Origin of the sequence: Bradyrhizobium sp. Leaf396 (assembly GCF_001424605.1) — a bacterium.
GTDB classification, from domain to species: domain Bacteria; phylum Pseudomonadota; class Alphaproteobacteria; order Rhizobiales; family Xanthobacteraceae; genus Bradyrhizobium; species Bradyrhizobium japonicum_C.
Genome location: NZ_LMQJ01000001.1, coordinates 321,502 through 344,227 on the forward strand (window position 1 = coordinate 321,502; position 22,726 = coordinate 344,227).

The window sequence follows — 22,726 nt, forward strand, 5'->3', positions numbered from 1 at the left end:
ATAGGGGCCTCGGCTTTGGCTGGGGCCTTCCTTCACCATTGATTGATCGAGCCGGGGGTCGGATGAAGATACGCGCGCATGCGGAAAGCCATGTTGTCGAGCTCGACGACGGATCGCAATGGCAGATCTTTCCCGGCGACCTCGCGGCCACGCTGAGCTGGAAGCCCGAGACCGATCTGCACTTGGAGCGGAGCGCCGACCGTGTGAGTTCGCATGTGCTGGTGAACACCGCCGACCAAAGCTGTGTACGGGTCATCGCGGCCGATGAGACCTGGCCCGACGGCGAGGTCAAGAATGCGCTGAAAGATGGGTAGAGGGGCGCGCCCGCGGCTCCGAGGGGACGTCGTCTAACCCTCCTGTAGGTCAGTCGCAATCGCGGCAAGCCAATGCCGGATTGCGGCTTCAGCTTTCCTATCCAAATCCCTGGCGAGACGCTTTTCCAGTTCGAGCACACGCTGCCGGCACTCCTTCAACAGCGTGGCGCCGCGCAGCGTCAGTGTCCATTGCTGGATGCGGCCGTGGACCGGATGAGGCGTCATCGCAATGGCTCCGTCGCGATCGAGATTGCGGATGATGACGCCCACGGTCTGGGGGGTCAGGAAGGTGAGGCGGGCGACGTCGGCGCCTGACAGGCCCGGATAGGCATTCAACATCGTCAATACCGCGAATTGCGGCGACGTTACGCCGAGATCGGCAAGGGTGCGCTCCATCTTCAGCCGGACCGCGGCATGGGCCTGGCGCAGGAGGTAGCCGAGATAACCCTGCTCGCCGCGCTTGCCTTCGCCCGGAGCAGGAACATGCACGGTGCCGGCTTCGAGCGCTTTTCGTCCCGGTCTCACGACGTGTTTCGCCTTGCGCGTCATATCAGAGCTCTTATAAGATGTAAGGGTTCATATAACAAGACGAGGTGAACGGCAATGTCACACGCCCGCAGCGAATACGAGGATTTCAAGAAGATCGCTCCCGATGCCTATGATCTGGTGTTGGCGCTCGGCCAGCTCGCGGCCAAGGCTGGGCTCGACAAGCAGCTGCTCGAACTCGTCAAGCTGCGCGCCTCGCAGATCAACGGCTGCGCTTTCTGCGTGCAGCATCACATTCTCCTGTCCGAACGGATTGGTGTGCCTGCGGACAAGCTCAACCTGGTGGCGGTCTGGCGCGAGGCGCCGATCTTCTCGTCGCGCGAGCGTGCCGCGCTGGCCTGGGCGGAGGCGCTCACCTGTCTGCCCGAGGGCGTCAGCGAGGAGGTCTACGCCGAAGCGTCCCGCGAGTTCTCCGAGACCGAGCTGATGTACCTGACCTCGGCCGTCGCATCGATCAATGTCTGGAACCGCTTTGGCGCCGCCTATCGCTGGACGCCGGCGAAGCGACCGGCCGTCGCGGCCGCCGCTGCCTCCTGATCAGCAGAAGGGGAGGTCACGATGTCGGCCATCAGCGTTTCGGCCCTGCCATACCCGGCACCGTCACGTTCGACGGCGCTCGCCGTCGTTGCAGGACTCGCCTGCGCGCTTGCGATTGGAAAAGCGCTGCCGGTGACGATCGACAGTGTATCAGACGCGCTAGCCCCGCTCTGTGCCACTGCGGCGGAGAGTTCGCCGCTCGACAAGATCGAGCCGATCGGCTCCTACGCGCTGCCGAACGTCCCCGGCAAGCGCGTGACCATCGTGCGCGTGTCCTATGGTCCCGGCGGATTTTCACGGCCGCATCGTCATGCGGGCTCTGTCACCGCCTACATCACCAAGGGCGAGATCCGCTCGCAGCTCGGTGGCGGCCCAGTCGAGACGTTCGGGGTCGGCCAGTCCTTCTTCGAGCCGCCCGGCTCGACGCATCTGGTCTCGGCCAATGCCAGCATGACGGAGCCGGCAGAGTTGATCGCGGTGTTCGTCGCGGATGAGGGCGCGCAGCTCACGACTTTCTTGGATTAGCCGCCATTCGTCGTCTCGGCTGCGTATTCAAGCCGGCTCCGATCGCCTCAACAGCTTCCATGCCGGCGAGAGGCCGTATTCGACAACCGGAATAGCAATCGCGCCGACAAGCAGTCCAACGACGCCCGAGATGGCCGCCTCGACCGACCAATCGATGATGCCGGCGACGGAGGGAAGAAGGTGTGCGGCCGCCTCGGTTGCAGCATGGACGGTGTGACCGACCGCGGGCGGGCCGTATTTCTCGATGCCGTGCAGGATGATGCCGCCGCCGACCCAGATCATGGCGGCGGTGCCGATGGTGCTCAGCACGGCCAGGAAGATAGGCATGCCGCGGACCAGCGCGCGTCCCAGCATGCGGATCGCGCCGCCGATGACTGAGGCGCCGTCATAGCGCGCAAGCGCCATGCCGGCATCGTCTGCCTTCACGATCAGAGCCACCACGCCGTAGACCCCGACGGTGATGAAGACACCGACCAGCGCCAGCACCAACGCCTGGGTCCAGATGCTGCCCGCCGGAATCGCCGCCAGCGTGATCGCCATGATCTCCGCCGACAGGATGAAGTCTGTCTTGATAGCGCTCGCGACCTTCTCGTCTTCGACCGAGCGGGCATTCAGCGCAATCGGCTGGAGCTGAGCTTCGTGGTGATGCGCATGATGGGGCAGCACCGCTTCGAGCACCTTCTCGGCGCCCTCGTAGCAGAGAAAGGCTCCGCCCAGCATGAGGAGCGGCGTGACCGCTGCAGGCAGGAAGTATCCGAGCAACAGGGCAACGGGCAGCAGAATCAGCAGTTTATTGCGCAGCGATCCGAGCGCGATCTTGCCGACGATCGGCAACTCGCGTTTCGATGCAAAACCAATGACGTAGTTCGGCGTGACGGCCGCGTCATCGATCACCACGCCGGCAGCCTTTGTGCCCGCTTTGGCAGCCTGGCCCGCCACATCGTCGAGCGAGGCCGCCGCCACCTTGGCAATCCCCGCGATATCGTCGAGAAGACCGATCAGTCCGACGCTCATCAATCCTGTCCCTTCTTCGTTCGAACTGGCGGTGGTGCGCGACGACAATCTTGCATAGCCAGGCATTGGAACGAGCAAGCCGTCAATTGTCGCCGCTCGATCCCTCGCGCCGGTGCGGCTTGATCACGTCTTCCGGCAGAGCGTGAGCCACCGGCTGCGACGTGACTGCGATATCTGGGCCGATCTCGCGGCCGCGGGCGCGTATCAGCCGCTCGTAGGCCGAGACCAGCGTGACATAGGGACTGACCCAGATCCAGCCGTCGCGGGTGAACACCTGGACGTCGAAATGCAGGTGCAGCGAGGTTCCGGCGGGACGGTCGAGATAGTTCGAGACCACGCCGATCTTTTCGCCTTCGCTGACGAGGCGGCCGTTGACGAGGCCGTCGGCGTTCATCGCCTGCGGGTTCATGTGCATATAGCGGAAGCGGATGTGCTCGGTGCGGCTGTTGATCTGCAGCGTCGCGGCCTGGTCCCTGACGCCGCGGATCACGATGGCGTCGCGCACCGCGACGACGGCACGCTGCTTGGGGTCGCAGGGCTCGCGGCCTTCGCCGGGCGACGGGCAGTCGGCGGCGCGAATGTCCTCGCCCTGATGGCCGTATCCGCCGGCGCATTGCCACACCTCGAAACTGCGCGCCTCGCAGAAATTGTCGCGCCAGGGATAGGCGGTCGGACCTTCGCCGCTCTTGTCGCGCTTGCCGTAGGATTGCGAGCGCACGAAAGCGGGTGCCTTCTCGAGCGGAAAGCGGATCTGCGCATAGGCCATCGCGTCGGGATGGCCGCCTTGCTTACGGTAGCCGGTATTCGGGATGATATCGCCGCTCGGCCGGTAGCTGAAATCCGGCGAACGCGCCGCGGGGCGATCGATGACGTTGGAGGCAATGTCCGTCAACGGCCGCATGCGCTGGCCGCCTGCGACTCGCAGCGCCCTCAGGAAGCGCTCGGCGACCGGATAGGCCTCCTTGCAGGCGAGCCGCCGCGGCTTGGCGACGCTGTCGAGGCATTGGATCGATACCACATAGGCGGCGCCGAAGCGGGTGAAAGCGTAGCGCACATAACCTTCCCGGATGAACCTGCGCAGATCCGGATAGGTTGTCGCGAGCGGCTTGACCGGCTCGCCCTTGCCGCCGGCGGGATCGGCGATGTCGTAGACGAGTGCCGAGCCGGTGATCTGTACCTCCACGGGCCTTGCGAACACCCGGCTCGGCATGCCCTCACCGGCGCCGGGCTCCAACGAGAAGGTCGCGCTGTAACCGGCCGGACCGGCATGGAACATGTCGACGGGATTGAAGTCGGCCTGGTAGCGTGACAGCGCGAGCGTCACCGGCGCGCCGCTGCGCTGCGCCTCGATGTATGCGGCGACGTCGAACGGCAGCAGCACAGGTACGGGACTTCGGGCAATGCCGGTGAAGAAGCGCGAAGAGACCGCATTCAGCTGCACCAATGCCGGCATCGCGCGCGGATCGTAGCGCGGCACCGAGCGGCGGGGTGCGAAGATGAACTCGCCCGCAATCTGGGGACGGCTGTTGATCTCGATCCGGAGTTGGTCCAGCGCTGCGCGCCAGTCGACGCGCAGGGCCGTGAGCGAGGGGCTGCGGAATTCATCCGCAGCGAGGGGGGTGGCAACGAGAAGCGGCAGCGCCAGCAGAAGCGAGACGAAGCGGAGACTCTTTCTGCCCACTGCCTCGCCCCCCGGCGGTACCTGTTCCGATCCTCGATTGCTCGCTCAGTCCTTGGCGCGCTCGGCGTAGGAGCCGTCTTCGGTCATCACCACCACCCGGGTGCCGACGGTGATGTGCGGCGGGACGGTGGTGCGCACGCCGTTGGAGAGCACCGCGGGCTTGTAGGAGGAGGAGGCGGTCTGGCCCTTTGTCACGGGTTCGGTCTCTACCACTTCCAGCGTCACGCGCTGCGGCAGCGCGATCGCAACCGGGTTGGTGTCGTGCATGGACAGCTTGACGGTCATGCTCTCCTGAAGGTAGGCGGCGGCATCACCGACGACGTCCTTCGAGACCTGGACCTGGTCGTAGGTCTCGGGGTTCATGAAGTGGTAGCCGTCGCCATCCTCGTAGAGGTAGGTGTAGTTGCGCTCCTCGATCGTGGCCTTTTCGACCTGGTCGGTGGTCTTGTAGCGTTCGGAGATCTTTACCCCGTCCGAGATTCGGCGCATTTCGATCTGGCTAACCGGGGTACCCTTGCCGGGATGGATGTTCTCGGCGCTCACGACGACATAAAGCTTGCCGTCTTGCTCGATCACGTTGCCCTTGCGAATAGAACTGGCGATGACTCTCAAGGCTGTATTTCCTGCTTGCTTGGCCCGGCTGCGGCCAGGACGTGGTCAAATTGATGGGGGACTTGGGGCCTCAAATCGGACCTTGGCGCCCGTTTCGGGCCGCAACATACTGATTTTGCCGTTGGAAGCCAGCACTTTGCTGCCGGCTGGGGCCACCGGTTGATGGCCGGGGACAAGCCGTTGTCGCCATTCTGGGCGCCCTCGCGGCACCTTGACCGGCGTCCGTTCCTCCAGGCCAGGGGAGCCGTGACCGGGGCGTTGCGGGGCTTTTTCGCCGAACAGGGCTTCACGGAGGTCGAAACCTCGGTCCTACAGGTCTCCCCCGGCAATGAGACCCATCTGCACGCCCCCAGCACCGAGATCATGCGGCCCGACGGCAGCCGTGCGAGCCGATACCTGCGGACCTCGCCCGAATTTGCCTGCAAGAAGCTGCTGGCGGCAGGTGAGACGCGAATCTTCGAGTTCGCGCGGGTGTTCCGGGACCGCGAGCGCGGCGACCTGCATCTGCCCGAATTCACCATGCTGGAATGGTATCGAGCGGACGCGCCCTATGATGCCATCATGGCCGATTGCATCGTCGTGATCGCCCGTGCGGCGCAGGCGACCGGGATCGGGTCCTTCTCCTTCCGCGGTCGGACCGCCGATCCGTTCGCCGAGCCCGAGCTTCTGACCGTCGCGGGTGCCTTCGAACGTTTCGCTGGGATCGATCTGCTGTCGACAATCCCGGGCGGCGAGGCTAACCGTACCGCGCTCGCTGCGGCGGCCGGGGCCAAGGTCCGTGTTGCCGAGGACGACAGCTGGTCCGACATCTTCAGCAAGGTCCTGGTGGAGCATGTCGAGCCGCATCTGGGGCAGGGGCGTTTGACCATCCTGTTTGAATACCCATCTCCAGAGGCGGCGCTGGCGCAGGCGAAGGCGGACGACCCGAGGGTCGCCGAGCGTTTCGAGGTCTATGCCTGCGGCGTCGAGCTCGCCAACGGCTTTGGAGAGCTGACCGATGCCGACGAGCAGCGAAAACGTTTCACGGAGTCGATGATCGAGAAACAGCGCCGATACGGCGAAGCCTATCCCCTCGACGAGGACTTTCTGGCTGCGGTTGCCGCAATGCCGGAGGCGAGTGGCGTCGCACTCGGCTTCGACCGGCTGGTCATGTTGGCGAGCGGCGCAACACGAATTGATCAGGTGGTGTGGACACCGCCCGCGGATGATAGATGACGAAGGCGAATCTTGCACGCACCCTGCGTGAGCCTGCCGAGCTCATCGCCGAGGGGTTGGCGCCCGCGGCAGCGCTACCGGCGCTCGAACGCGTTGCCGCGCGCTATGCCGTGGCGGTCACGCCCGATCTGGCCGAGTTGATCGACGCATCGGATCCCGACGATCCCATCGCGCGACAATTCGTTCCGACCGCGGCCGAACTGGACCTGAAGCCGGGCGAGAACGCCGATCCGATCGGTGACCATCCGCATTCGCCGGTTCCCGGGATCGTGCACCGCTATCCCGACCGCGTGTTGTTCAAGCTCGTTCACGTTTGCGCGGTCTACTGCCGCTTCTGCTTCCGCCGCGAGATGGTGGGGCCCGGCAAGGAGAATGCGCTGTCCGACAGCGCCTATCGCGCGGCGATCGACTACATCCGGGCACATGACGAGATCTGGGAGGTGATTCTGACCGGCGGCGATCCCCTGATGCTGTCGCCGCGGCGGATGAGCGAGATCATGGCCGATCTGGCCGCGATCCAACACGTCAAGATCATCCGTCTTCACAGCCGCGTGCCGGTGGCCGAACCCGCGCGCATCAGCGACGAGATGGTCGCTGCACTGAAGGTCGATGGCGCCACCACCTGGATCGCGCTGCATGCCAACCATGCGCGCGAGCTGACTGGAGCGGCGCGCGCCGCTTGCGCGCGTCTGGTCGACGCCGGCGTTCCCATGGTGAGTCAGTCCGTGCTTTTGCGCGGCGTCAATGACAACATCGTCGCTCTGTCGGATTTGATGCGAGCTTTCGTCGAATGCAGGATCAAGCCCTACTATCTGCATCACGGCGATCTTGCGCCGGGCACCGCGCATCTGCGAACGACGTTGGCGCAGGGACAGGACCTGATGCGGCAACTGCGCGGGCGCGTGTCAGGACTCTGTCAGCCGGACTATGTCATCGACATTCCCGGCGGCGCCGGCAAGTCGCCGGTAGGACCCAGCTACCTATTGACGACGCAAAATACCGCACTGCCTGCGGATGATGCGGGAGCCGAAACGCGCTATCGTATCGTGGATTATTGTGGCGACGTTCATCTTTATCCGCCAGAGACTTGAGCGGAAGTGGAGAGCGCCGATTTAAGAATGGAGCACCGAAAATGAAAAAGATCATGCTGGCAGCATCGCTTGTGCTCTTGCTGGGTGACGGCGCGATGGCACAGACCGGTGGCTCCAAGGGGCCGACGTCCGGCAGTGGGATCCCTGCAACGGTATTGCCGGCGCCGGTCGGTCACCGTCAGCCGCGCGCGGCCGATGTGCCGAGCGAGAAGAATCTGAGCAATCCGAACACGCCCGCGAACAAGGAAGACGCGGAGCTCGATCGCAAGATCAAGAGCATCTGCCGCGGCTGTTGAGGCTTCCACCTCTCCCGTTGGGAGAGGTGGTGGAGCGACAGCTGGTTGCTCGAGAGCTAGGCCGACCGCTCGTGCCGCCCAGCGCGTCGGATGTTGTGGCGGATCTCGACGGAGTCGGCGAGCTGCTCGAGCGCGCTTGCCGTGGTGGGCCAGTCGATGCAGCCATCGGTGATGCTCTGGCCGTAGGTGAGCGGCTTGCCCGGTACGACGTCCTGCCGGCCCGCGACGAGGTTGCTCTCGATCATCACGCCCATGATGCGGCTCTCGCCGCCGGTGATCTGAGCAGCGATATCGGCCATCACCACCGGCTGATTCTCCGGCTTCTTGCTCGAATTGGCATGACTCGCATCGACCATCACCAGCGGCGCGACGCCGGACGTGGTCAAATCGTTGCAGGCGGCCGCCACGCTTGCCGCGTCGTAGTTCGGCTTGCTCCCGCCGCGCAGGATGATGTGGCAGTCCTCGTTGCCCGCGGTCGAGGCGATCGCCGAACGGCCGAGCTTCGTCACCGCCATGAAATGATGCGGATGCGAGGCCGACTTCACCGCGTCCGCCGCGATCCGCACGTTGCCATCGGTACCGTTCTTGAATCCGACCGGGCAGGACAGGCCCGACGCCAGCTCGCGATGGATCTGGCTCTCGGTCGTGCGCGCGCCGATCGCGGCCCAGGACACGAGGTCGGCGATGTATTGCGGCGTCGTCATGTCGAGGAATTCGGTGCCGGCGGGCAGGCCGAGATTGTTCACAGCCGACAGCACGTTGCGCGCCAGCCGCAAGCCCTTGTTGATGTCGAAGCTGCCGTCGAGATCGGGGTCGTTGATCAGCCCCTTCCAGCCGACGGTGGTGCGCGGCTTCTCGAAATAGACGCGCATCACGATCTCGAGCTGGTCGGCAAGATCTTCCCGCAGCTTCGCGAGGCGCTCGGCATAGTCGAGGGCGGCCTTGGGATCGTGCACCGAGCAGGGGCCGACCACGACCAGGAGGCGGTCGTCCTGGCCGCTCAGGATCGCATGGATGGCGTTGCGCGCGGCCATCACCACGCGCGTGGCGGTGAGTGTCCGCGGGACCTCCCGCATCACCTCTTCCGGCGTGCTCAGTTCTTTCAGTTCACGGATGCGAAGATCGTCTGTCGTGCTCAGCACGGCGGGCTCCTGTCTGGTTTAGAACCTGCCGGCCAACAAAAAAGCCGCCAGGTCTGGCGGCTTGTTCGGACGTCTGCTGCAATGTGTCAGATTGAGCGCGATCCTCCCGCCGCCAGCGAGCTGTCGTAGCTAAAGTACCAAAAATAGCTGGTGGCGACGGTGATCATGGCAGGCCATATAGCGTGCCGCCGGCGGGTTGTCACCCCCCAAATCGGCGCAAGACGTGACGAGCGCTTCAGGTGCTGTCCTTGCGTGCCGCGAGGGCCATGCCGATCAGCGAGGCGCCGCCGAACAGCAGGTTGATACCGACGAGAACGCCGATCGCCCAGTCCGCCGAGCTCGGCAGTCCCGTGATCACCATGAACGAGATCGCGATGTCGACAAGCCCCGAGATCAGGAGCCAAGACCAGCGGCCGCTCAGCTCCCGGCGGTGCTCCAGCGCGTACATGATGGTGGCAACGCCCTCGGCAAGGAAGTAGGCGCCGAGCACGATGGTGAGCGTCAGCACGGCCTGCATCGGTCGCGCCAGCAGGAGCATCCCGGTGAGGACGGCGAGTGCGGCGGAGATCAGCGACCACCAAAACCCTGGCGTGCTGCGCGCCCAATAGGTCGCGATCAGTCCGCCGATACCGCCGATCAGGAACATCCAGCCGAGGAAGATCGTGGTCGCAAGGCTTGCGAGTGGCGGGAGGATCAAAGCGGCAATGCCGAGAACCACAAGCAGGATTCCCTCGAACAGGAAAGCCTTCCAATGCGTCTTGACCGCCTGGTTCATAGCGGATTGCAGCCGTGAAAATTCTTCAGGCGATGTCATGATTGCCTCGATCCCGTAAGCAGCCCTGCAGATCAATCTAATCTAGTATGCGCGCCCGGCGCTTGCCATTGCGCGCCTCAGCCGCCGCCGGGTGCCGAGGAAAAGCCGTCCGCGCTGGTGCGGATGCGGTTGCGGCCGAGAATGTAGATCGCCGTTGTGACGATCAGAAGTGCCAGGCCGAGCAGGATCGAGACGAAACCGATCGGGATCAGAGCCAGCGTCAGGTTGCGCTCGGGGTTGGTCAGCCAGTGATGGATCGAGGTCAGGACGAAGGCGAGCCCGAGGAAGCCGATGCCGCCGCCGGCGAGCAGCAGTGCCCACATCCGCCGGAGCTGGCTGAGCCGCTCGCGCGCGAGATCGGTCCGGGGCGCATGGTGGCGCGCGACGCGCCGGACCAGGCGGATCGCGAATGCGATCGAGCCGAAGCCGATCAGGAGGCTGGCGGCGCCCAGCCACATCCGCAGGGTCGGATCGAGATCGGGCATGCGCTGGAGCGTCAGCAACGGGAAGTCGAAGGCCGAATGCAACGCGAGCGGCGCAGCGAAGATCAACAGCCGGCTGGAAAGACGAGCCCAATCGCGATGATGGCGGTTCGCGCCCAGCGCCGTGCCCGCGCGCGCGATCGTCAGGTAGGCGCCTGCGATGATGCCGAGAGCGCCGTGGAACGGCACGGTCAGCACGCTGCGGAGGGCGGCCAGCGAGCGCCACATGTCCGCGTGCTGGACCAGGTAAGCGAGGTTCTCGTAAGCGGCGAAGCCGAGGCCGACCGCAGCGCCATAGACGACGGTGTCCATCGGATTGGCAAAGGTTCGCCGCTTGGTCGAGGAGATCAGCACGATGGCGATCACCTTGACGGCTTCCTCAGGTAACGCGACGCCGAAGATCGAATGCATCGCAAGCGCGGCCCACGGGTCGTCGGGGGCCGCGACCATCTTGGCGAAGGGGGCGCGGGCGAGGCCCAAGAGCGAAATGCTGGCTGCACCAAGCAAGAAGGCAGTCCAGACCTGGGCCGGCGGGCCGGGGCGCTCTTCAGCGGCGATGACGAGCCATAACATCAGGAGCGCCGGGGCGATGGCGGCAGTTCCAACGACGGTGGGGAGCGCTTCGATCAAATACATTGGCGCCGAAAATAGGTTCCCTTGATCCGCTTATCTACGTTCGCCGATGCGACCATGTGTCATGCGCCTGCTGTCGGCTCGCTTCATGGGTGCGATAGCTCCCGTTCAATCGCAGCGTCGATGGAGATGTAGAACACAAGCGCAATCAATTGCATGACAAAAGATGCTCGCCATCCATGGCAGCGTCCGCGCGCCTTTGGATCGATCGAGATAGCCAAGCCAGATCAAGGAAATGCGCAGGTTTCTTCGATTCACCGTGCAGCATCCCGCCGCGAGGACCTGTCGGCCAGCGCTCAGGCCGGCCGCGCTTGATCGCCCCTGGTGACGGCCGCGCTCTCCGGGCTCAGTGGGTGGTGATGGGCGGCGGGGCGTCGGGTGCGACGTCGAAGGCGCCGAGATGGAATTCCTCACCAACGGATTCGAGCGATTCGGAAGGCTGGGCCAGCAGCGTGAATGCAGCCTGCGGATATCGTCTCCAGATTTCGAGGTCACCGGCGGTGATGGTGAGCCAGCCGAACGTGTATATGTAGCGTCCGGGCTCGGTGACCCGGCCGACCCTGTCCCAGGTGATCTTGCCAACCTTGATCTTATCAACCGTGATCTTGTCGACTGCCATTCGGTCCCCCGATCGCAAGTCTGCAAAATGACGTCCGGCCCGCGGCACGGACCTCGAAAGGCTGATCCGGCATTGGGGCTGCTATAGGGCAGGTGGTGCCGAGGGTCAGGCCGACTTCAGCATGGGCGCGCGGACGATCAGGCGGACGAGGTCGTCCCGCGGCTGCTTCTCGGCGAACTTGACCGCAAAGCCGTGGTTGAATTTGCGGATCACCCGTCCGACGCAGGCGCCGACCGCGAGCGGGGTTCCCACCGCCGGATCATGCTCCGAGGAGACCGCGACGCCGGCCGTGGAGACGTCGATGATGAAGCAGGGGTGAGTGCTGCCGTCCGCGAGGGTCAGGACGGTGTGCGAGACCTGCGGAACGAAACGCGCGTCACGTCGCAATTCTCGAATGCTGTCGTCCTTCTGTTTCTTCTCGAGCCACGTCAGCTTTTCCGACATCCAGGCGCGCCGCGCCCGCGTCATGTCGAGCTCCATCAGAAAGCCCGACTTCAGTGTCGCGCTGATGGTGCTTTGGAATTCGCCGAAATCCTGGAAGTAGGAGGTCACGCGCTCGCCGACCTTGCCGACCACCGGCACGTCCACGATCATCCGGAAGGGCGAGACGCGCTTGGTCCGGCAAGCGAAGCTGCGGAGCTTGCCCTCGCAATCATACCAGCGAGGCAGCGAGTAGCTGCCGCTCACCGCCACGTCCACCGCTCGTTGCCTGAGGAACTCTGCGACGGACATGGACGCCAATCTTCTTGGATTATTCCCGTAGTTTCACGGTAGGGCGCAAACTCTAAGCAATTGATACCCGCGCTCATGAGTGGGGGTAAATTTCCGGTAAATGCGGGGAGCGAAGATGGGGCGACGACGCGCGGCACAAAGTCACAACGGGGTGCATTGCCGGGCGGTGGTGTCAAACCGCGCCGAGAAGCACCAGCAAGGCCAGCAGCCCCACGACGATGGCGAACTTGATCGTCGTCCATATCAGGCTGTCGGGGCGGATTGCCAATCCGAACCGCGCACCTGCGCGCCGGATCGCCAGCGCTGCGACTGCATCGAAAGCAGCGAGCGCCAGAATGATGACGGCGATCGAAGCCCATGACTCGGCTGGCGGCATCCACGGCGCGAGCCAGGCGGGGGCAGAGCCCCGCAAGGAGACGAGCAGTGCGATCCAGGCGAACCAGAAGGCGCAGCCCTTGACGATATCGGGCCCGATCGCATCAGGCTCGAACCTCAAGCCGATCGCTCCGAGCAAGCTTTCGATGCGCTTGCCGTCGGCAAGGAAAAGAAACGCGCCGAGGTAAAGAGGAACGTGAGACTGGAACAGAAGCGTGATGGTGCCGAACAGGATTGCGTAGCCGCAGGCATCTCCGAGAATGGCGAGGCCCGCCGCGAGCGGCGTCTTGGCCGTCGGCCGCAAAGCAGCGGCCTGGGGCTGCGGAAGCGATCGGGCGCGCGCCATGTGCTCCAGCATCCTGGCCCGGCGGTCCGGCGGGTGGGCGGCAGCACGATGCATCCAGGGCGGCGGCGGCGAGGCAGCGCCGGACGAGTCGTTCGGGATGGTCTGGCGCTGCTCCATGGCCTCTTGCCGGTTCCGATCGCAGGTTGGTCGGAAATCGGAGGTGCGGAGGTTCATGCCAGGCGGGTGGATTTCCCGCCTTTGGCGCTCCCTAGCGGAATCGAACCGCTCTCTCCACCGTGAAAGGGTGGCGTCCTAACCGATAGACGAAGGGAGCAAACAGGGCCCTGCCGCTTGCCGCGGCACGGCCGCTGGCCGGCCGAACAGCGCCCGGCGGCTTGCAGCGGCGAACGTATAGTGGCCTTTGCGCTCCCGGGCAAGCCGTTCGGGAACGGAGTTTTGGGCCTCGGTGAACAGCGGCGGGCCTCGGCATGATCGGCAGCGATCTCAACGGTTTCTTAGGGTTCCCTGCGTAGCGCTTGAGTAGGAGATTTCCGATGCCACCGCCGAAAAAGCGCGCAGCCCGCAAGCTGTTGTCGCAGCACGCTTGGATCACGCTCGACGGCGGCTTCGCCGCGCGGCATTGCCTGGTCCAGGACATTTCGGACTCCGGGGCCAGGATCACGCTGGACGAGGACGCGAGCCAGCTTCCGGGCGTGATCCGGATGGCCTTCGCACGCGACGCCCGCACGGGGCGGAGCTGCCAGGTGGTCTGGCGCCGCGGCAAGTCGGCCGGCGTCAAATTCATCTGACATCGCGCCGCAGCGGGGCCGATGGCGCGCCCGCTCCGTTCGGGCTACAAGGCGGCAATGCGCATGCCGCTCCTCGTCCTGATCTCGCTCATGGCCACGTCCGCAGCTGCGGCTGAGAGCCTGCGCCTGCCGCCTGCCGAGCGCCCGCAAGCAGGCAAGGCCCTGCCGCTGAAGGGCACCGCCGGAAAGGCCGGGGCGGGCTCCTGCGCCTCCTACGGCCCGCGCTTCGTCATGGTCGAGGGCACCGGGACCTGCGTGAAGATCGGCGGCGCGATCAGCATCGACACCGCCGTCAGGCGCTGAAGCCCATGCCGGCGGATCTGCTGCGGCTCGACCTCATCGTTCCCGTCCTGATGTATTGCGCGCTGCTCTGGTGGATCGGCCGCGGGATGAGCTGGACGGCGCGGCTCGCCACCGTCGCGGTGACGCTGGTGCTGATCGTCATCGTGCTGCTGGTCGAGCGCGGCTGGCGCTAAGGCCTCAAACAGAACCGCGAAAACAACCCCATGCACAGTAGCCGTCAAGCGCTGCCGTAGCGCCCGGCGGCAGGCGCGCGAACGACGATTCCTCGCGTCCTCGCCGCGGCTTGAGCCGCATCACCGGCTCAGGACATCGGCGGTGCGACGAATTGCGCAAATCCGGGCCGTTTGCCGAGCTCGGAGAGCCAGCGGGTGAGATGCGGCTGCGCCGGCCGGGTGATGCCTTCGACCCCGAGCCAGCGCCGCGCATAGCAGCCGATCGCGATGTCGGCGAGCGTGAACGCATCGCCGTCGATGAAGCTGCGCGTGGTGAGCAGGCGGTTGGCGATGGCCCAGACCTCGGCGGCCGCATCGGCATCGCGCTGCACCTGGATCATGTCGCGCTCGGCGGGCGCCGTGCGAACGATGCCCCAGAACACCGGGCGGTCGACCGGCTGCACCGTCGACAGCGTCCAATCGAGCCAGCGGTCGACGCTGGCGCGCTGCTTGGGCGCCTCCGGGTAGATCGGCGTGCCGCGGCCATGCGCGAGGCAGAGATAGCGCATGATCGAGTTGGACTCCCACAGCACGAAGTCGCCCTCGACCAGCGTCGGGATCCGGGCATTGGGGTTCATCGCGAGGTAGTCGGCCTCGCGGGTCTTGCCATATTGCATGCCGGCATCGATGCGCTCGAAAGGCAGGCCAAGCTCGGTGCAGCACCACAGCACCTTCTGCACGTTGACCGAATTGGCGCGGCCCCAGATCGTCAGCTTGGTCTCAGGCATCAGGCGTCTCCCCGCAGCGTTGTCCGGAGTCGTAGCCCGGATGGAGCGGAGCGCAATCCGGGGGGCTTTGACATCGGCTGTCCCGGACTACGCTTGCGCTCCATCCGGGCTACAAGTCCACCTTGCGCGGGTGATAGCGGAATTTCCCGAAAGACGCGATGCGCGATGCGGCGCGCCTCTCATGCAAAAAGCTCCGCACGTGGCGGAGCTTTCATTGCAAAGTTCAACCTGACGGTCAGCGGCCGAAGAACAGCCACAACAGAATGATCACCGGGATCGGCACGCCGATCATCCACAGCAACAGCCCTCTCGCCATCGCATCCTCCTCCAATTGCATCACTGGAGGGTGAACGCGGGCCGTGCGCGCTTGTTCCCGCGCGCAGCTACCAATGACCGGTGTTCGGCATCGAAGCCCAGGGCTCCTGCGGCGGCTTCGGATCTCCCTTCTGCAAGAGCTCGATCGAGTGCAGGTCGGGCGAGCGCACGAAGGCCATGTTGCCGTCGCGTGGCGGCCGGTTGATGGTGACGCCTGCCTTCATCAGCTTCTCGCAAGTGGCGTAGATGTCGTCGACCTCGTAGGCGAGGTGGCCGAAGAAGCGATCCTCGCCGTACTTTTCTTCGTCCCAATTCCAGGTGAGCTCGACGAGCGGCGCCCCGCGCGTCGGCGGCTGCGTCTTCAGCGCCTCGAGATCGTCCGACGAACACAGGAAGACAAGTGTGAACCGCCCCTTGTCGTTCTCGATCCGCCGCACCTCCTTCAACCCCAGCGCATCCTGGTAGAACTTCAGCGCGACATCGAGATTGCTCACGCGCAGCATGGTGTGGAGATATCTCATGGTTGTTGCTCCCTGGAAAAGATGGAGGGTCTTGAGGCGGCGAAGCCGGCAGGAGCGAGAGATAGCAAAAAAGAGGGAGGAAGGGCAGGGCTCTCGTCGAGCTTAGAACGAGAGGATCTGAGAATGGCTCGCGGCAGGCGCGATTGAAGGGAAGAGGCTGCGAACGATCACTTGCCGAGCATGGAGCTTTCGGCATTGCTCACGCAAGCGACGGTTGACGCAAAGCCGACTTGCCGAAGTGATGGCTTTGACTCCGCAGAACATCGCGCTGTGCTGGAAAGCGCTCGCTAGGGGCGATACCGCCACCGCCACCGCGCGAAGCGTACGCGCGGAAGCGATGCGTCGAATGGGGCAATACTACTGCATGTGACCGAACATCGGGATCGTTCAGGCCGAAGCGCTGTCGGCGGTCGCGTGCGATTGACTGAACTCGCCGCCAAGTGTCACTTCAGCTACTGCAACACCTTCGGCAGCACGACCACGACGTCAATGTTCTGCTTCAAGATGTGGCCGGCAATGTCCGCGACGAGCAGCGCGAAGTCGTCCTCGATCGCGGCAGCGGCGGCTTCGTCTTTCGCATAGACATACAACAGCGGCCCCTCGACCTCGGCAAAACGAACCCCGGCGAAGACGCGGTCGAACTCGGCTGCGCCGAGGACCGCCGCTAGGCGGGCCTGGATCGCAAAATCCTGAATGTCGGATATTTCCATGCGAGACAGATAGAGACGATGCGTCTGAAAACAAGGGTGAATTCAATCCGGCAGGACGTAAGCAGCTTGCGTGTGCTTCATCACAGATGATCGGGATTGGGTCAGAAGCGGCTGCGCGATAACGTTTGACGTATTTGGCTCGGCAGCCTTGGCAGAGACCAAGGTCTCGGCACCTGCTGGTCTACGAATCCGCTCAACCCGAGACCAAGCTGACCGAGCCCGTCAGAAGCCGAAGGCGATCTGGGTCGAGCCGACACACGATGTGGACGACGAGTATCGCGACACGACCTCCGAAGGGTTGTCGCGCAGGCCTATTCAAAGGATCGAGCAGAGGAACGCGCCGCTCGTGATCGCGTTTTGCTTCACAGAGTGAGTACCGGCATGCCGGATCGCGGGAGGGAAGGCGTCGGCCGGGCCGGGACTGCGCGACTGCAACAAGACGACTGATGGTCTTTTGGATGTTCTCGATGACGAAGAACTCATCGAGGCCATGGAGAGGGAAGATGCGAAAGGCGCTGGCAGAACTAAATGAGGACGAACGTCACGCGTTGCTTTACGTGGCCGACCTCGGCACCGCGGCATGTCTGTCCGGCCTGATCGTCAGCATCATCAAGCTCGTCGGCGACTTGCTTTGACGAAGCTCGATCGATGCGGGGCGCGCGGTCAAGCCGCCACCAAGGTCCAATACGCGAACCTTGCTGATGAGGCCGCGTCTACTCAAGGTCGGCCTTGTCATCGTCGCTCTCGAGCTGGGCCCGATATTCCTGCGCAGCCTTCAACAGAGCCTCTCTGATTTCGCCATCCGCCGTCTGGGCAGCGAGGGCTTCGGCGCGGTCGGCTTGGTGCTGGAGCGATACTTTGGTCATGCACGGCCAACTCGCCCCGAGCGCCTCCGTTCCCTCACGCCGCCTTCTCGACTCCCTTCGCGACGATCTCGACCTCGAAATAGCCCATGTCGCGGAGTTCGGCGGCCTTCTTCTCGGCTGCCTCCTTGGTGTCGCGCTTCAAGATGATCTGGCCCGCTCCGTCGCGGGCGCAAACGAAATATGGCATTTTCGATTCCCAATTTCGTTTGCATACACATGGCGGCGAGTTCCCGCAATTCTACTGGCTCACTCCTCCAGCCCGGCCTTTTGCCGCATCTTGTCGATCAGCTCGGAGGCCTCGGCCTTGGACAGGTCTTCCGCTGGCGGGTCCTGATGGGCCTGCTCGGCAAGTGTCTTGAGATAGGATTCCTGAGCACCCGTCATCGGGTCGTCTCCGGAAACCCAGTCTTTCGGGTCCTTCTGGGTGTTGTCGGCCATTGCACATCTCCTATTCCGTTTTCCGTAGAACGTCGGACTCGACTCTTCGTTCCGTTTTTGTTCTCATTGGGCCATATTCAAAATCGCGAGGCCAGACATGCCGGACCTGGACTTTCTCAGGCGGGAGATCGAACGGATGCGCATCCAGATGGGCAGACAGAGGAAGGAGATCCTCCAGCTGCAGCGCGCGGGGATCGGGACGGCCTCGGCGCAAGCGCTGCTGTCGCGGATGGAGGCGAAGGTCGAGAGTCTCTGTGCCGAACGCGACGCGCTGAAGGCGGCACAGCCGCGCCAGACCAAGGGCAGGGTGCTCGGCGGGAGAACATGGTGAGCAGGCGATGGTTCGACGACGAGAGAGACCTGTCGCCCTTCCTGACCGCGCTCGAGGACGTTCGTCGCAGAGCGACGCGGGAAGGGTGGTGCTATGCCCACGTCCAGGCCATCATCGTGGCCATCGACCAGTACGCGGAAGCCGCGACGGGCAATCGCGAGTATTTCCTGAACAAGCCGGTTTCGATCGGGGAGAGCCGGAAAGCTGCCGACATTCCTTGATTGTCTATCCGCTCTATTTGGTGGAACTGGCGGAGCTCCACCCATGCACACGTCACTCCTCGCGGGACCACTGCGCCGCCGAGTATCGTTCATCCGACTTAGCCCCTGGGACTGATGTTTGGTCATCCGGTTCAGGCAACATTCCGCAACCGGGCGTCCTGTCCGCGTCGGTCAGCTCCGGCGCGGCGTGCGGGCCGGCAGGGTGCTGGCTGCGTTCAGCGGATGCATCCGCCGGAACGACTGCAGCCTGGTTTCTGAGTGCTCTGCATTGCTTCTGCCTGACCGTTCGAACGGGAGCGTCAAAGGGGCCGATGGACTGTCGGGCATCGCCCCTTCCAAGCACCGCAGGCGATTGCGCTGTTGTCATCGTTGTCGCGGGTGCGGACGCAACGTTCCAAATCAAGGATGAGGCGCCGGACAGAGGTTGGCCGAAGCTCAGGAGGAACGGACAAGCAATGCCCGGGTTGGCCACAAGCAACTGGAGGCACCTCGACATGGCCAGAGATCTTTCCCGGGACCAAGAGAGAGAAGGCACGCGCAAGTTGATGATGTGGGGATCGGCGGTTGCCGCGATCCTGTTCGTGGGCTCCGGGCTTTGGCTTGCGGCTCCCCAGATGTTCGGCATGACCGATTACGTTGGGCGCCCAACGACCGGAGCCGACAGCAGCGCGCCGGCGACCACGGTCGGCACTGGTGTTCCAACACAGCGCGACGCGATCAGCACGGCTGCAAAAGAAGATCCGGCTGTAAACGAGGATTCGAGCGGCGGTCGCGCCCGCCAGATCAAGCAGAGCAGCCAGCCCGCGAACCTTTCCGAGCAGCAACGCCAGCAACTCCAGTCGGTGCTCTCGACGGCGCAAGGTCCTGCGGTGGATCGGCCGAATTTCGAAATGATGGTCGGCACGTCGGTCCCGCGACAAACCGAGACCGCGGATCTTCCGGCTGAGGTGACGCAAATCCTCAACGGGTTTTGGGGCGATCAATATTTGATAGCGGGGAAGTCCCTCGTGATCGTGGATCATCACTCGCGCCGCGTCGCAGCCATCATTGCCGACGTACGATGACGGGTTCCTCGAAGAGCCGCGTGCTCTGTGCAAACTGTTCCGGTGCGGGAACGTCATTCGCTTGAGAGCTTGTTAACCGAGCACGCTCAGGATGCCGCTCCAATTCGGAGGGACACAGCGATGTCAGACCTGGAACAAGCGATCCGCGAGCGTGCCTATCAGATCTGGATGGAGAGCGGCGGTCAGGACGGCCACGCCGAGACGCATTGGCTCGAAGCGCAGCGCGAGATTCTTTCCGCGTCTCTCGGTTCGGTCGCGCGGGTCTCCACGGTGAGCACCGAAAAACCGAAGACGAAGTCCGCAGGGCCGCGAAGGAAGCGCCGAGCCGCATGAGCTTGCGGCCGGCGCTGGGAAGCGCACGCGCGCGCAAGGCGAACGGGTGCGCGCCGCCGTTTGCTGCGATCAGCGAGGTGAGACAGGGGAGGGCACTGATCTGGCCCGGCCGGGTGAAGCAGCCTTCCTGCGCGGCGGAGACGTTCCACCGGTTTTGCCGGACTTCGGCCGAGCTTTTGATACGATCCCGTTCTGTTCATCGAACTGCTTCAGCCACGCCGCGATGTATCGCGGATCGTCGGGACAAAGCCGCTCGAGCAAACGAAGGTTCTGCGCTCTGAATTCCACAAGGGTTTTCGGCATCACGGCTCCTCAAAACCCTGCCCGGCGCAAAAAGTGCGCCGGGAGGGGTAGCGAGGTCAACGGCAAAGAGCGCTTGAAATCCCGGGCAAGCTGATGCAGCGCGCGAAAGCGGAAAACCCCGCCTGGGGGAAGCGGGGTTCTCTGTCGGGGGGAAGCCTTGGGGGCTTCAACTGTAAGACGCGCGAGCCGGTCGAAAGTTCAAAACAAAATGCACTGCCTCGCGGAGGAGGCGGCTCTTGGATCAGTCGCGGATGAACCTCGGCGAGACCGGCTGTGACCAATCGCCATGCTTCAGGGCCTGCTCAGCGCCATCGTGGAAACGCTCCTCACTTCTGTGTGGAACGCCGTCGTCAGGTTCTTGCGCCTGGAGAACGCCGTCGAACTCACCACTGCAATCGTCGGTCTTTCCTGCATTGCAATCGGACTCGCAGCATTCTTTCTCGATCATTGACGCGGAAAGTTCGCGAATTTCGCTGAACGCGGGCGCGAGACGTATCCGCGATTACAAATCCGTAAGTCGATTGAAAAGCTGCGTCTAAAAACTATCTCTGGATCAGGCGGCAGCGTAACAAGCCGCCCTTCAACTGACACCCAGCCGCCGCGCTCAGAAAAGGCGAAGCTGGGTCCTTTGACATTCCCCCGCTTGGCCCCGCCTCACCGGCCTCAGAGGCACATGTCCATGGCTGCCCGAACCTACAATCACGAACGCTGGTCGGAAGACGACGACCGGCTGCTGCGATCCATGTGTGAAACCGGAAAGAGCCTCACGCTGATGATCGTGAAACTCAAGCGTCCCATTGCATCGATCAGGTCGCGGGCGATCGAGCTCGGGATCAATCTGCCCGGCACCCGCATCGGTCTGCGGCGGAAGCCGCGAACCGCCTAGAGCCGGGCCGCTGAAGCCCGCGCATAATTCGGCCGCGCCGCTCTGCTGCGGAGCGGCGCGGCCGGGAAGCAGGCTCTGCGAAAAGCGATTTACTTCATGTTGCTGCGCGTCTTGGTGCCGCCCTGGTCACTGCCCGGGCCCGAGCCGCCCTGACCGGACGCGTCCGGCCTCACCATTCCGCCCTTGCTCATCCCGTCGTTGCTCATTCCGGTCGTGCCCTGATTCATCGAGCCCTTGTCCGTGCTGTTCATGCCGGGCTTCTGCATGTTGTTGGACTGCGGGGCCGGGCCGGTCTGGTTCTGCGCAAAGGCGGAACCGCACATCAGACCGAGGGCGGCGGTGGCGATCATGATTTTCTTCATCGCAAACTCCTGGTTGGTTGCCTGGAGCCAACGGGAGTGCGGAAATCATGTTCCCGGGAACAGGATATTCAAGAGCAAAGAAATTCCGCGAAGCTGTAGCCCCCGGCCTGCACCACGTTCGAGCAGGCGCGGATGTTTACGTGCGGCCGCGGCATTGCAGCCGAGGCCGGCGAAGTTGCGCGGCGTCAGGCCGCAATCCGCTGTTCGACGGGCCTCGTCAGGAACTTGAGGGCTTCGGCATGGGCGAGGTCGGGAACTGCGATCGCCGTATGGCTGTACATCGCATGTGTCCGCGATTTTGCAATGCCATCCAGGATCTCGCCGCCCTTGATGACGTGAAGGCCCATGCCCTCTTCGGTGGGGAAGATCGCCAGCACAACGTCGTAAGCCGCGATGACGGCCCTCAGCGCCTCGGCCTTGTCTTCGGCGACGTCGACAAAAATACGAACATCGGCTGCGAGTTCACGCAGCTCGTCAAAATCCAGCACTGTGGGGTACTCCAACGCAACGAACCTGATGGGAGCTTGGCGGCGTTGGGTTACTGAAGTGTCAACAACGCCTGCAGAGCCACAGATTTCACGCGGAGGTGACTCCACGCTCTATCGCTTTGCTTCGTCCTTGCGAAGCCGTGCCTCCGCGGCCTCGTCCACGAGGTTCAAGGCGAGACCGTCATAGCTCAGCTTGAAGCCGCGGCCGACGATCCATGTCCATCCCTCCCGGCTCTTGATGGCCTGTGCGTTGTACTGGTCGGAGATCGACTTCACGGCAGCTTCCTGCGAGCCCGGATTGCTCAACGTCGCATTGACGCGCCAGATCGGGTGCCTGGCGTCGGACTCGTCGCTGTCGACGGAGACCTTGGCTCCATTGATCTCGCATTCGAGGCTGGGCGAGCTGCGGCCCCGGCGGCAGAGATAACGGCGTTGACTGACGAGCTTGCTGGTCTCCTCGAACGTCATTCCGGGCGAGAAGCCGAAGATGTCGGACTTCTTGACGAGTGCGAGGGATGCCGGCTTCAGGAAGCTTGGCTGTATCGCGACGAACGCTACGACAGCGATGACGATCAAACCTGCGACGACGATAGCAACCTTCATGAGCGCCCCACGAGAATATTCGGGTCACTATAGCAGCGGGGGCGTTCTGCCGGCACGCAAAAGCGAAGACCCGCGCGGGAGGTGGCTCTCTCGTGGATGAAGCGCAGGGACATCGTCGACGAGACGCGCCCGCTGCAGAATGGTTCAAGGAAATTGCATCCCGCCGTCTTTCACAACAAGTCGGGAACCTCGCAGAACCCGTGCTTGCGTTTTCGGCCTCGATGGGCTCTAAGCCCCATCGCTTCATGGCTTCTGGCATGAATCAGCAGCGCGCCATCGCGGTCCGACCGCGTCTCCAGCAGGCATTGCTCGCGCGAAT

The 22,726-nt window shown here is 63.9% G+C and carries 35 protein-coding genes and 1 tRNA gene; 16 read left to right on the top strand and 20 right to left on the bottom strand.

Annotation, left to right across the window (positions count from 1 at the left end; all coding sequences use genetic code 11):
* Positions 1–62 precede the first annotated feature (62 nt).
* Entirely contained in the window at positions 63–314 is a 252-nt protein-coding gene (locus ASG57_RS01570) for a hypothetical protein (protein WP_024337837.1), read from the top strand.
* 33 nt (positions 315–347) lie between these two features.
* Here ASG57_RS01570 and ASG57_RS01575 read toward each other — a convergent pair whose 3' ends face one another.
* Positions 348–863, bottom strand: coding sequence for a MarR family winged helix-turn-helix transcriptional regulator (locus tag ASG57_RS01575; protein ID WP_024337836.1), 516 nt, complete (start codon positions 861–863; stop codon positions 348–350).
* Between the two features lie 54 nt (positions 864–917).
* Between ASG57_RS01575 and ASG57_RS01580 the strand changes: the two genes are divergently transcribed.
* Together ASG57_RS01580 and ASG57_RS01585 are read left to right on the top strand one after the other, a co-directional pair.
* Entirely contained in the window at positions 918–1,397 is a 480-nt protein-coding gene (locus tag ASG57_RS01580; RefSeq protein ID WP_024337835.1) for a carboxymuconolactone decarboxylase family protein, read from the top strand.
* A 21-nt stretch (positions 1,398–1,418) separates the two neighbouring features.
* On the top strand, positions 1,419–1,922 hold the full coding sequence (locus ASG57_RS01585; protein WP_024337834.1) for a cupin domain-containing protein: 504 nt from the start codon (positions 1,419–1,421) through the stop codon (positions 1,920–1,922).
* A gap of 27 nt (positions 1,923–1,949) precedes the next feature.
* Here the strand turns inward: ASG57_RS01585 and ASG57_RS01590 are convergent, their stop codons facing one another.
* From ASG57_RS01590 to efp, 3 genes are all read right to left on the bottom strand, one after another.
* Complete coding sequence (locus ASG57_RS01590; protein ID WP_024337833.1) at positions 1,950–2,936, bottom strand: DUF808 domain-containing protein; 987 nt, start codon at positions 2,934–2,936, stop codon at positions 1,950–1,952.
* A gap of 82 nt (positions 2,937–3,018) precedes the next feature.
* Positions 3,019–4,617, bottom strand: a complete 1,599-nt coding sequence (locus ASG57_RS01595) for a DUF4397 domain-containing protein (RefSeq protein ID WP_024337832.1) — start codon at positions 4,615–4,617, stop codon at positions 3,019–3,021.
* 45 nt (positions 4,618–4,662) lie between these two features.
* A complete protein-coding gene (efp, locus tag ASG57_RS01600) occupies positions 4,663–5,229 on the bottom strand; it encodes an elongation factor P (protein ID WP_024337831.1) in 567 nt (188 codons plus the stop codon).
* A 162-nt stretch (positions 5,230–5,391) separates the two neighbouring features.
* On the opposite strand from efp, the gene epmA reads away from it, so the two are divergent.
* Genes epmA through ASG57_RS01615 form a run of 3 tightly spaced genes read left to right on the top strand, consistent with a single transcriptional unit; the run spans position 5,392 to position 7,831 of the window.
* Positions 5,392–6,444 (top strand): EF-P lysine aminoacylase EpmA, encoded by a 1,053-nt coding sequence (gene epmA, locus ASG57_RS01605; RefSeq protein ID WP_024337830.1) that lies wholly within the window; start codon positions 5,392–5,394, stop codon positions 6,442–6,444.
* On the top strand, positions 6,441–7,535 hold the full coding sequence (locus ASG57_RS01610; protein ID WP_024337829.1) for a lysine-2,3-aminomutase-like protein: 1,095 nt from the start codon (positions 6,441–6,443) through the stop codon (positions 7,533–7,535). Before epmA ends, ASG57_RS01610 begins: the two co-directional genes overlap by 4 nt.
* Before the next feature lie 41 nt (positions 7,536–7,576).
* Positions 7,577–7,831 carry a hypothetical protein gene (locus ASG57_RS01615; protein WP_024337828.1) on the top strand — a complete coding sequence of 85 codons (255 nt, stop codon included), beginning with the start codon at positions 7,577–7,579 and terminating at the stop codon, positions 7,829–7,831.
* 56 nt (positions 7,832–7,887) lie between these two features.
* Here the strand turns inward: ASG57_RS01615 and ASG57_RS01620 are convergent, their stop codons facing one another.
* The 7 genes from ASG57_RS01620 to ASG57_RS01650 all read right to left on the bottom strand — a co-directional run bounded on the left by ASG57_RS01620 (position 7,888) and on the right by ASG57_RS01650 (position 13,248).
* Entirely contained in the window at positions 7,888–8,973 is a 1,086-nt protein-coding gene (locus tag ASG57_RS01620) for a 3-deoxy-7-phosphoheptulonate synthase (protein ID WP_024337827.1), read from the bottom strand.
* Positions 8,974–9,208: 235 nt separating this feature from the next.
* Entirely contained in the window at positions 9,209–9,787 is a 579-nt protein-coding gene (locus tag ASG57_RS01625; RefSeq protein ID WP_024337826.1) for an HdeD family acid-resistance protein, read from the bottom strand.
* Between the two features lie 77 nt (positions 9,788–9,864).
* Positions 9,865–10,905: a PrsW family glutamic-type intramembrane protease gene (locus ASG57_RS01630; protein ID WP_024337825.1), complete on the bottom strand. Its 1,041-nt coding sequence runs from the start codon at positions 10,903–10,905 to the stop codon at positions 9,865–9,867.
* 343 nt (positions 10,906–11,248) lie between these two features.
* Positions 11,249–11,521, bottom strand: a complete 273-nt coding sequence (locus ASG57_RS01635; protein ID WP_024337824.1) for a hypothetical protein — start codon at positions 11,519–11,521, stop codon at positions 11,249–11,251.
* A 105-nt stretch (positions 11,522–11,626) separates the two neighbouring features.
* Complete coding sequence (locus ASG57_RS01640; protein WP_024337823.1) at positions 11,627–12,253, bottom strand: PilZ domain-containing protein; 627 nt, start codon at positions 12,251–12,253, stop codon at positions 11,627–11,629.
* Between the two features lie 172 nt (positions 12,254–12,425).
* Positions 12,426–13,091 carry a hypothetical protein gene (locus ASG57_RS01645; protein WP_024337822.1) on the bottom strand — a complete coding sequence of 222 codons (666 nt, stop codon included), beginning with the start codon at positions 13,089–13,091 and terminating at the stop codon, positions 12,426–12,428.
* 82 nt (positions 13,092–13,173) lie between these two features.
* A tRNA-Glu gene (locus ASG57_RS01650) sits at positions 13,174–13,248 on the bottom strand.
* 220 nt (positions 13,249–13,468) lie between these two features.
* Here ASG57_RS01650 and ASG57_RS01655 point away from each other — a divergent pair.
* Genes ASG57_RS01655 through ASG57_RS38540 form a run of 3 tightly spaced genes read left to right on the top strand, consistent with a single transcriptional unit; the run spans position 13,469 to position 14,199 of the window.
* Complete coding sequence (locus tag ASG57_RS01655; protein ID WP_024337821.1) at positions 13,469–13,723, top strand: PilZ domain-containing protein; 255 nt, start codon at positions 13,469–13,471, stop codon at positions 13,721–13,723.
* Positions 13,724–13,780: 57 nt separating this feature from the next.
* Complete coding sequence (locus ASG57_RS01660; protein WP_024337820.1) at positions 13,781–14,026, top strand: hypothetical protein; 246 nt, start codon at positions 13,781–13,783, stop codon at positions 14,024–14,026.
* 5 nt (positions 14,027–14,031) lie between these two features.
* The gene (locus ASG57_RS38540) at positions 14,032–14,199 is read left to right on the top strand and encodes a hypothetical protein (protein ID WP_035697885.1); all 168 of its coding nucleotides are present in this window, start codon (positions 14,032–14,034) and stop codon (positions 14,197–14,199) included.
* Between the two features lie 128 nt (positions 14,200–14,327).
* Here the strand turns inward: ASG57_RS38540 and ASG57_RS01665 are convergent, their stop codons facing one another.
* The 3 genes from ASG57_RS01665 to ASG57_RS01675 all read right to left on the bottom strand — a co-directional run bounded on the left by ASG57_RS01665 (position 14,328) and on the right by ASG57_RS01675 (position 16,512).
* Positions 14,328–14,966, bottom strand: coding sequence for a glutathione S-transferase family protein (locus ASG57_RS01665; protein WP_024337819.1), 639 nt, complete (start codon positions 14,964–14,966; stop codon positions 14,328–14,330).
* Between the two features lie 383 nt (positions 14,967–15,349).
* Positions 15,350–15,802, bottom strand: coding sequence for a VOC family protein (locus ASG57_RS01670; protein ID WP_024337818.1), 453 nt, complete (start codon positions 15,800–15,802; stop codon positions 15,350–15,352).
* A 452-nt stretch (positions 15,803–16,254) separates the two neighbouring features.
* Entirely contained in the window at positions 16,255–16,512 is a 258-nt protein-coding gene (locus tag ASG57_RS01675; RefSeq protein WP_024337817.1) for a hypothetical protein, read from the bottom strand.
* A 503-nt stretch (positions 16,513–17,015) separates the two neighbouring features.
* On the opposite strand from ASG57_RS01675, the gene ASG57_RS39600 reads away from it, so the two are divergent.
* Positions 17,016–17,147 carry a hypothetical protein gene (locus tag ASG57_RS39600; protein ID WP_283805264.1) on the top strand — a complete coding sequence of 44 codons (132 nt, stop codon included), beginning with the start codon at positions 17,016–17,018 and terminating at the stop codon, positions 17,145–17,147.
* 78 nt (positions 17,148–17,225) lie between these two features.
* Here ASG57_RS39600 and ASG57_RS37480 read toward each other — a convergent pair whose 3' ends face one another.
* From ASG57_RS37480 to ASG57_RS01685, 3 genes are read right to left on the bottom strand one after another with little or no spacing between them, the layout of a single operon-like run.
* Complete coding sequence (locus ASG57_RS37480) at positions 17,226–17,378, bottom strand: hypothetical protein (RefSeq protein WP_155248292.1); 153 nt, start codon at positions 17,376–17,378, stop codon at positions 17,226–17,228.
* A 34-nt stretch (positions 17,379–17,412) separates the two neighbouring features.
* Positions 17,413–17,565, bottom strand: coding sequence for a hypothetical protein (locus ASG57_RS37485; RefSeq protein WP_155248291.1), 153 nt, complete (start codon positions 17,563–17,565; stop codon positions 17,413–17,415).
* 59 nt (positions 17,566–17,624) lie between these two features.
* On the bottom strand, positions 17,625–17,816 hold the full coding sequence (locus ASG57_RS01685) for a DUF3072 domain-containing protein (protein WP_024337815.1): 192 nt from the start codon (positions 17,814–17,816) through the stop codon (positions 17,625–17,627).
* A gap of 97 nt (positions 17,817–17,913) precedes the next feature.
* On the opposite strand from ASG57_RS01685, the gene ASG57_RS01690 reads away from it, so the two are divergent.
* The 6 genes from ASG57_RS01690 to ASG57_RS01710 all read left to right on the top strand — a co-directional run bounded on the left by ASG57_RS01690 (position 17,914) and on the right by ASG57_RS01710 (position 20,954).
* The gene (locus ASG57_RS01690; RefSeq protein WP_024337814.1) at positions 17,914–18,147 is read left to right on the top strand and encodes a Dor-1 like family protein; all 234 of its coding nucleotides are present in this window, start codon (positions 17,914–17,916) and stop codon (positions 18,145–18,147) included.
* The gene (locus ASG57_RS01695) at positions 18,141–18,368 is read left to right on the top strand and encodes a hypothetical protein (RefSeq protein ID WP_024337813.1); all 228 of its coding nucleotides are present in this window, start codon (positions 18,141–18,143) and stop codon (positions 18,366–18,368) included. Before ASG57_RS01690 ends, ASG57_RS01695 begins: the two co-directional genes overlap by 7 nt.
* Positions 18,365–19,432 (top strand): DUF1236 domain-containing protein, encoded by a 1,068-nt coding sequence (locus ASG57_RS37490; protein WP_156402559.1) that lies wholly within the window; start codon positions 18,365–18,367, stop codon positions 19,430–19,432. The genes ASG57_RS01695 and ASG57_RS37490 overlap by 4 nt, the downstream gene beginning before the upstream one ends.
* 120 nt (positions 19,433–19,552) lie before the next feature.
* Entirely contained in the window at positions 19,553–19,765 is a 213-nt protein-coding gene (locus tag ASG57_RS01705) for a DUF2934 domain-containing protein (protein WP_024337811.1), read from the top strand.
* Between the two features lie 589 nt (positions 19,766–20,354).
* Positions 20,355–20,519 carry a hypothetical protein gene (locus tag ASG57_RS37495; protein WP_155248290.1) on the top strand — a complete coding sequence of 55 codons (165 nt, stop codon included), beginning with the start codon at positions 20,355–20,357 and terminating at the stop codon, positions 20,517–20,519.
* Positions 20,520–20,747: 228 nt separating this feature from the next.
* Complete coding sequence (locus tag ASG57_RS01710; RefSeq protein ID WP_024337810.1) at positions 20,748–20,954, top strand: hypothetical protein; 207 nt, start codon at positions 20,748–20,750, stop codon at positions 20,952–20,954.
* Positions 20,955–21,043: 89 nt separating this feature from the next.
* Here ASG57_RS01710 and ASG57_RS01715 read toward each other — a convergent pair whose 3' ends face one another.
* The 3 genes from ASG57_RS01715 to ASG57_RS01725 all read right to left on the bottom strand — a co-directional run bounded on the left by ASG57_RS01715 (position 21,044) and on the right by ASG57_RS01725 (position 22,407).
* On the bottom strand, positions 21,044–21,316 hold the full coding sequence (locus ASG57_RS01715; RefSeq protein WP_024337809.1) for a hypothetical protein: 273 nt from the start codon (positions 21,314–21,316) through the stop codon (positions 21,044–21,046).
* A gap of 185 nt (positions 21,317–21,501) precedes the next feature.
* Entirely contained in the window at positions 21,502–21,804 is a 303-nt protein-coding gene (locus tag ASG57_RS01720; protein ID WP_024337808.1) for a hypothetical protein, read from the bottom strand.
* 111 nt (positions 21,805–21,915) lie between these two features.
* A complete protein-coding gene (locus ASG57_RS01725) occupies positions 21,916–22,407 on the bottom strand; it encodes a hypothetical protein (RefSeq protein ID WP_024337807.1) in 492 nt (163 codons plus the stop codon).
* Positions 22,408–22,726: the final 319 nt, after the last annotated feature.

Excerpts from the sequence above, each read along its gene's own strand:
- ASG57_RS01570 (WP_024337837.1), top strand. The coding sequence starts at position 63 with ATGAAGATACGCGCGCATGCGGAAAGCCATGTTGTCGAGCTCGACGAC.
- ASG57_RS39600 (WP_283805264.1), top strand. The coding sequence starts at position 17,016 with ATGCGAAAGGCGCTGGCAGAACTAAATGAGGACGAACGTCACGCGTTG.
- ASG57_RS01615 (WP_024337828.1), top strand. The coding sequence starts at position 7,577 with ATGAAAAAGATCATGCTGGCAGCATCGCTTGTGCTCTTGCTGGGTGAC.
- ASG57_RS01660 (WP_024337820.1), top strand. The coding sequence starts at position 13,781 with ATGCGCATGCCGCTCCTCGTCCTGATCTCGCTCATGGCCACGTCCGCA.
- ASG57_RS01640 (WP_024337823.1), bottom strand. The coding sequence starts at position 12,253 with ATGTCCGTCGCAGAGTTCCTCAGGCAACGAGCGGTGGACGTGGCGGTG.
- ASG57_RS01705 (WP_024337811.1), top strand. The coding sequence starts at position 19,553 with ATGTCAGACCTGGAACAAGCGATCCGCGAGCGTGCCTATCAGATCTGG.
- ASG57_RS01725 (WP_024337807.1), bottom strand. The coding sequence starts at position 22,407 with ATGAAGGTTGCTATCGTCGTCGCAGGTTTGATCGTCATCGCTGTCGTA.
- ASG57_RS01575 (WP_024337836.1), bottom strand. The coding sequence starts at position 863 with ATGACGCGCAAGGCGAAACACGTCGTGAGACCGGGACGAAAAGCGCTC.
- ASG57_RS37480 (WP_155248292.1), bottom strand. The coding sequence starts at position 17,378 with ATGACCAAAGTATCGCTCCAGCACCAAGCCGACCGCGCCGAAGCCCTC.
- ASG57_RS01670 (WP_024337818.1), bottom strand. The coding sequence starts at position 15,802 with ATGAGATATCTCCACACCATGCTGCGCGTGAGCAATCTCGATGTCGCG.
- ASG57_RS01695 (WP_024337813.1), top strand. The coding sequence starts at position 18,141 with ATGGTGAGCAGGCGATGGTTCGACGACGAGAGAGACCTGTCGCCCTTC.
- ASG57_RS01690 (WP_024337814.1), top strand. The coding sequence starts at position 17,914 with ATGCCGGACCTGGACTTTCTCAGGCGGGAGATCGAACGGATGCGCATC.
- ASG57_RS01715 (WP_024337809.1), bottom strand. The coding sequence starts at position 21,316 with ATGAAGAAAATCATGATCGCCACCGCCGCCCTCGGTCTGATGTGCGGT.
- ASG57_RS38540 (WP_035697885.1), top strand. The coding sequence starts at position 14,032 with ATGCCGGCGGATCTGCTGCGGCTCGACCTCATCGTTCCCGTCCTGATG.
- ASG57_RS01630 (WP_024337825.1), bottom strand. The coding sequence starts at position 10,905 with ATGTATTTGATCGAAGCGCTCCCCACCGTCGTTGGAACTGCCGCCATC.
- ASG57_RS01610 (WP_024337829.1), top strand. The coding sequence starts at position 6,441 with ATGACGAAGGCGAATCTTGCACGCACCCTGCGTGAGCCTGCCGAGCTC.
- ASG57_RS01585 (WP_024337834.1), top strand. The coding sequence starts at position 1,419 with ATGTCGGCCATCAGCGTTTCGGCCCTGCCATACCCGGCACCGTCACGT.
- ASG57_RS37485 (WP_155248291.1), bottom strand. The coding sequence starts at position 17,565 with ATGCCATATTTCGTTTGCGCCCGCGACGGAGCGGGCCAGATCATCTTG.
- ASG57_RS01645 (WP_024337822.1), bottom strand. The coding sequence starts at position 13,091 with ATGGAGCAGCGCCAGACCATCCCGAACGACTCGTCCGGCGCTGCCTCG.
- ASG57_RS01590 (WP_024337833.1), bottom strand. The coding sequence starts at position 2,936 with ATGAGCGTCGGACTGATCGGTCTTCTCGACGATATCGCGGGGATTGCC.
- ASG57_RS37495 (WP_155248290.1), top strand. The coding sequence starts at position 20,355 with ATGCTTCAGGGCCTGCTCAGCGCCATCGTGGAAACGCTCCTCACTTCT.
- ASG57_RS01635 (WP_024337824.1), bottom strand. The coding sequence starts at position 11,521 with ATGGCAGTCGACAAGATCACGGTTGATAAGATCAAGGTTGGCAAGATC.
- ASG57_RS01580 (WP_024337835.1), top strand. The coding sequence starts at position 918 with ATGTCACACGCCCGCAGCGAATACGAGGATTTCAAGAAGATCGCTCCC.
- ASG57_RS01685 (WP_024337815.1), bottom strand. The coding sequence starts at position 17,816 with ATGGCCGACAACACCCAGAAGGACCCGAAAGACTGGGTTTCCGGAGAC.
- ASG57_RS01710 (WP_024337810.1), top strand. The coding sequence starts at position 20,748 with ATGGCTGCCCGAACCTACAATCACGAACGCTGGTCGGAAGACGACGAC.
- ASG57_RS01625 (WP_024337826.1), bottom strand. The coding sequence starts at position 9,787 with ATGACATCGCCTGAAGAATTTTCACGGCTGCAATCCGCTATGAACCAG.
- ASG57_RS01675 (WP_024337817.1), bottom strand. The coding sequence starts at position 16,512 with ATGGAAATATCCGACATTCAGGATTTTGCGATCCAGGCCCGCCTAGCG.
- epmA (WP_024337830.1), top strand. The coding sequence starts at position 5,392 with ATGGCCGGGGACAAGCCGTTGTCGCCATTCTGGGCGCCCTCGCGGCAC.
- ASG57_RS01655 (WP_024337821.1), top strand. The coding sequence starts at position 13,469 with ATGCCACCGCCGAAAAAGCGCGCAGCCCGCAAGCTGTTGTCGCAGCAC.
- ASG57_RS01665 (WP_024337819.1), bottom strand. The coding sequence starts at position 14,966 with ATGCCTGAGACCAAGCTGACGATCTGGGGCCGCGCCAATTCGGTCAAC.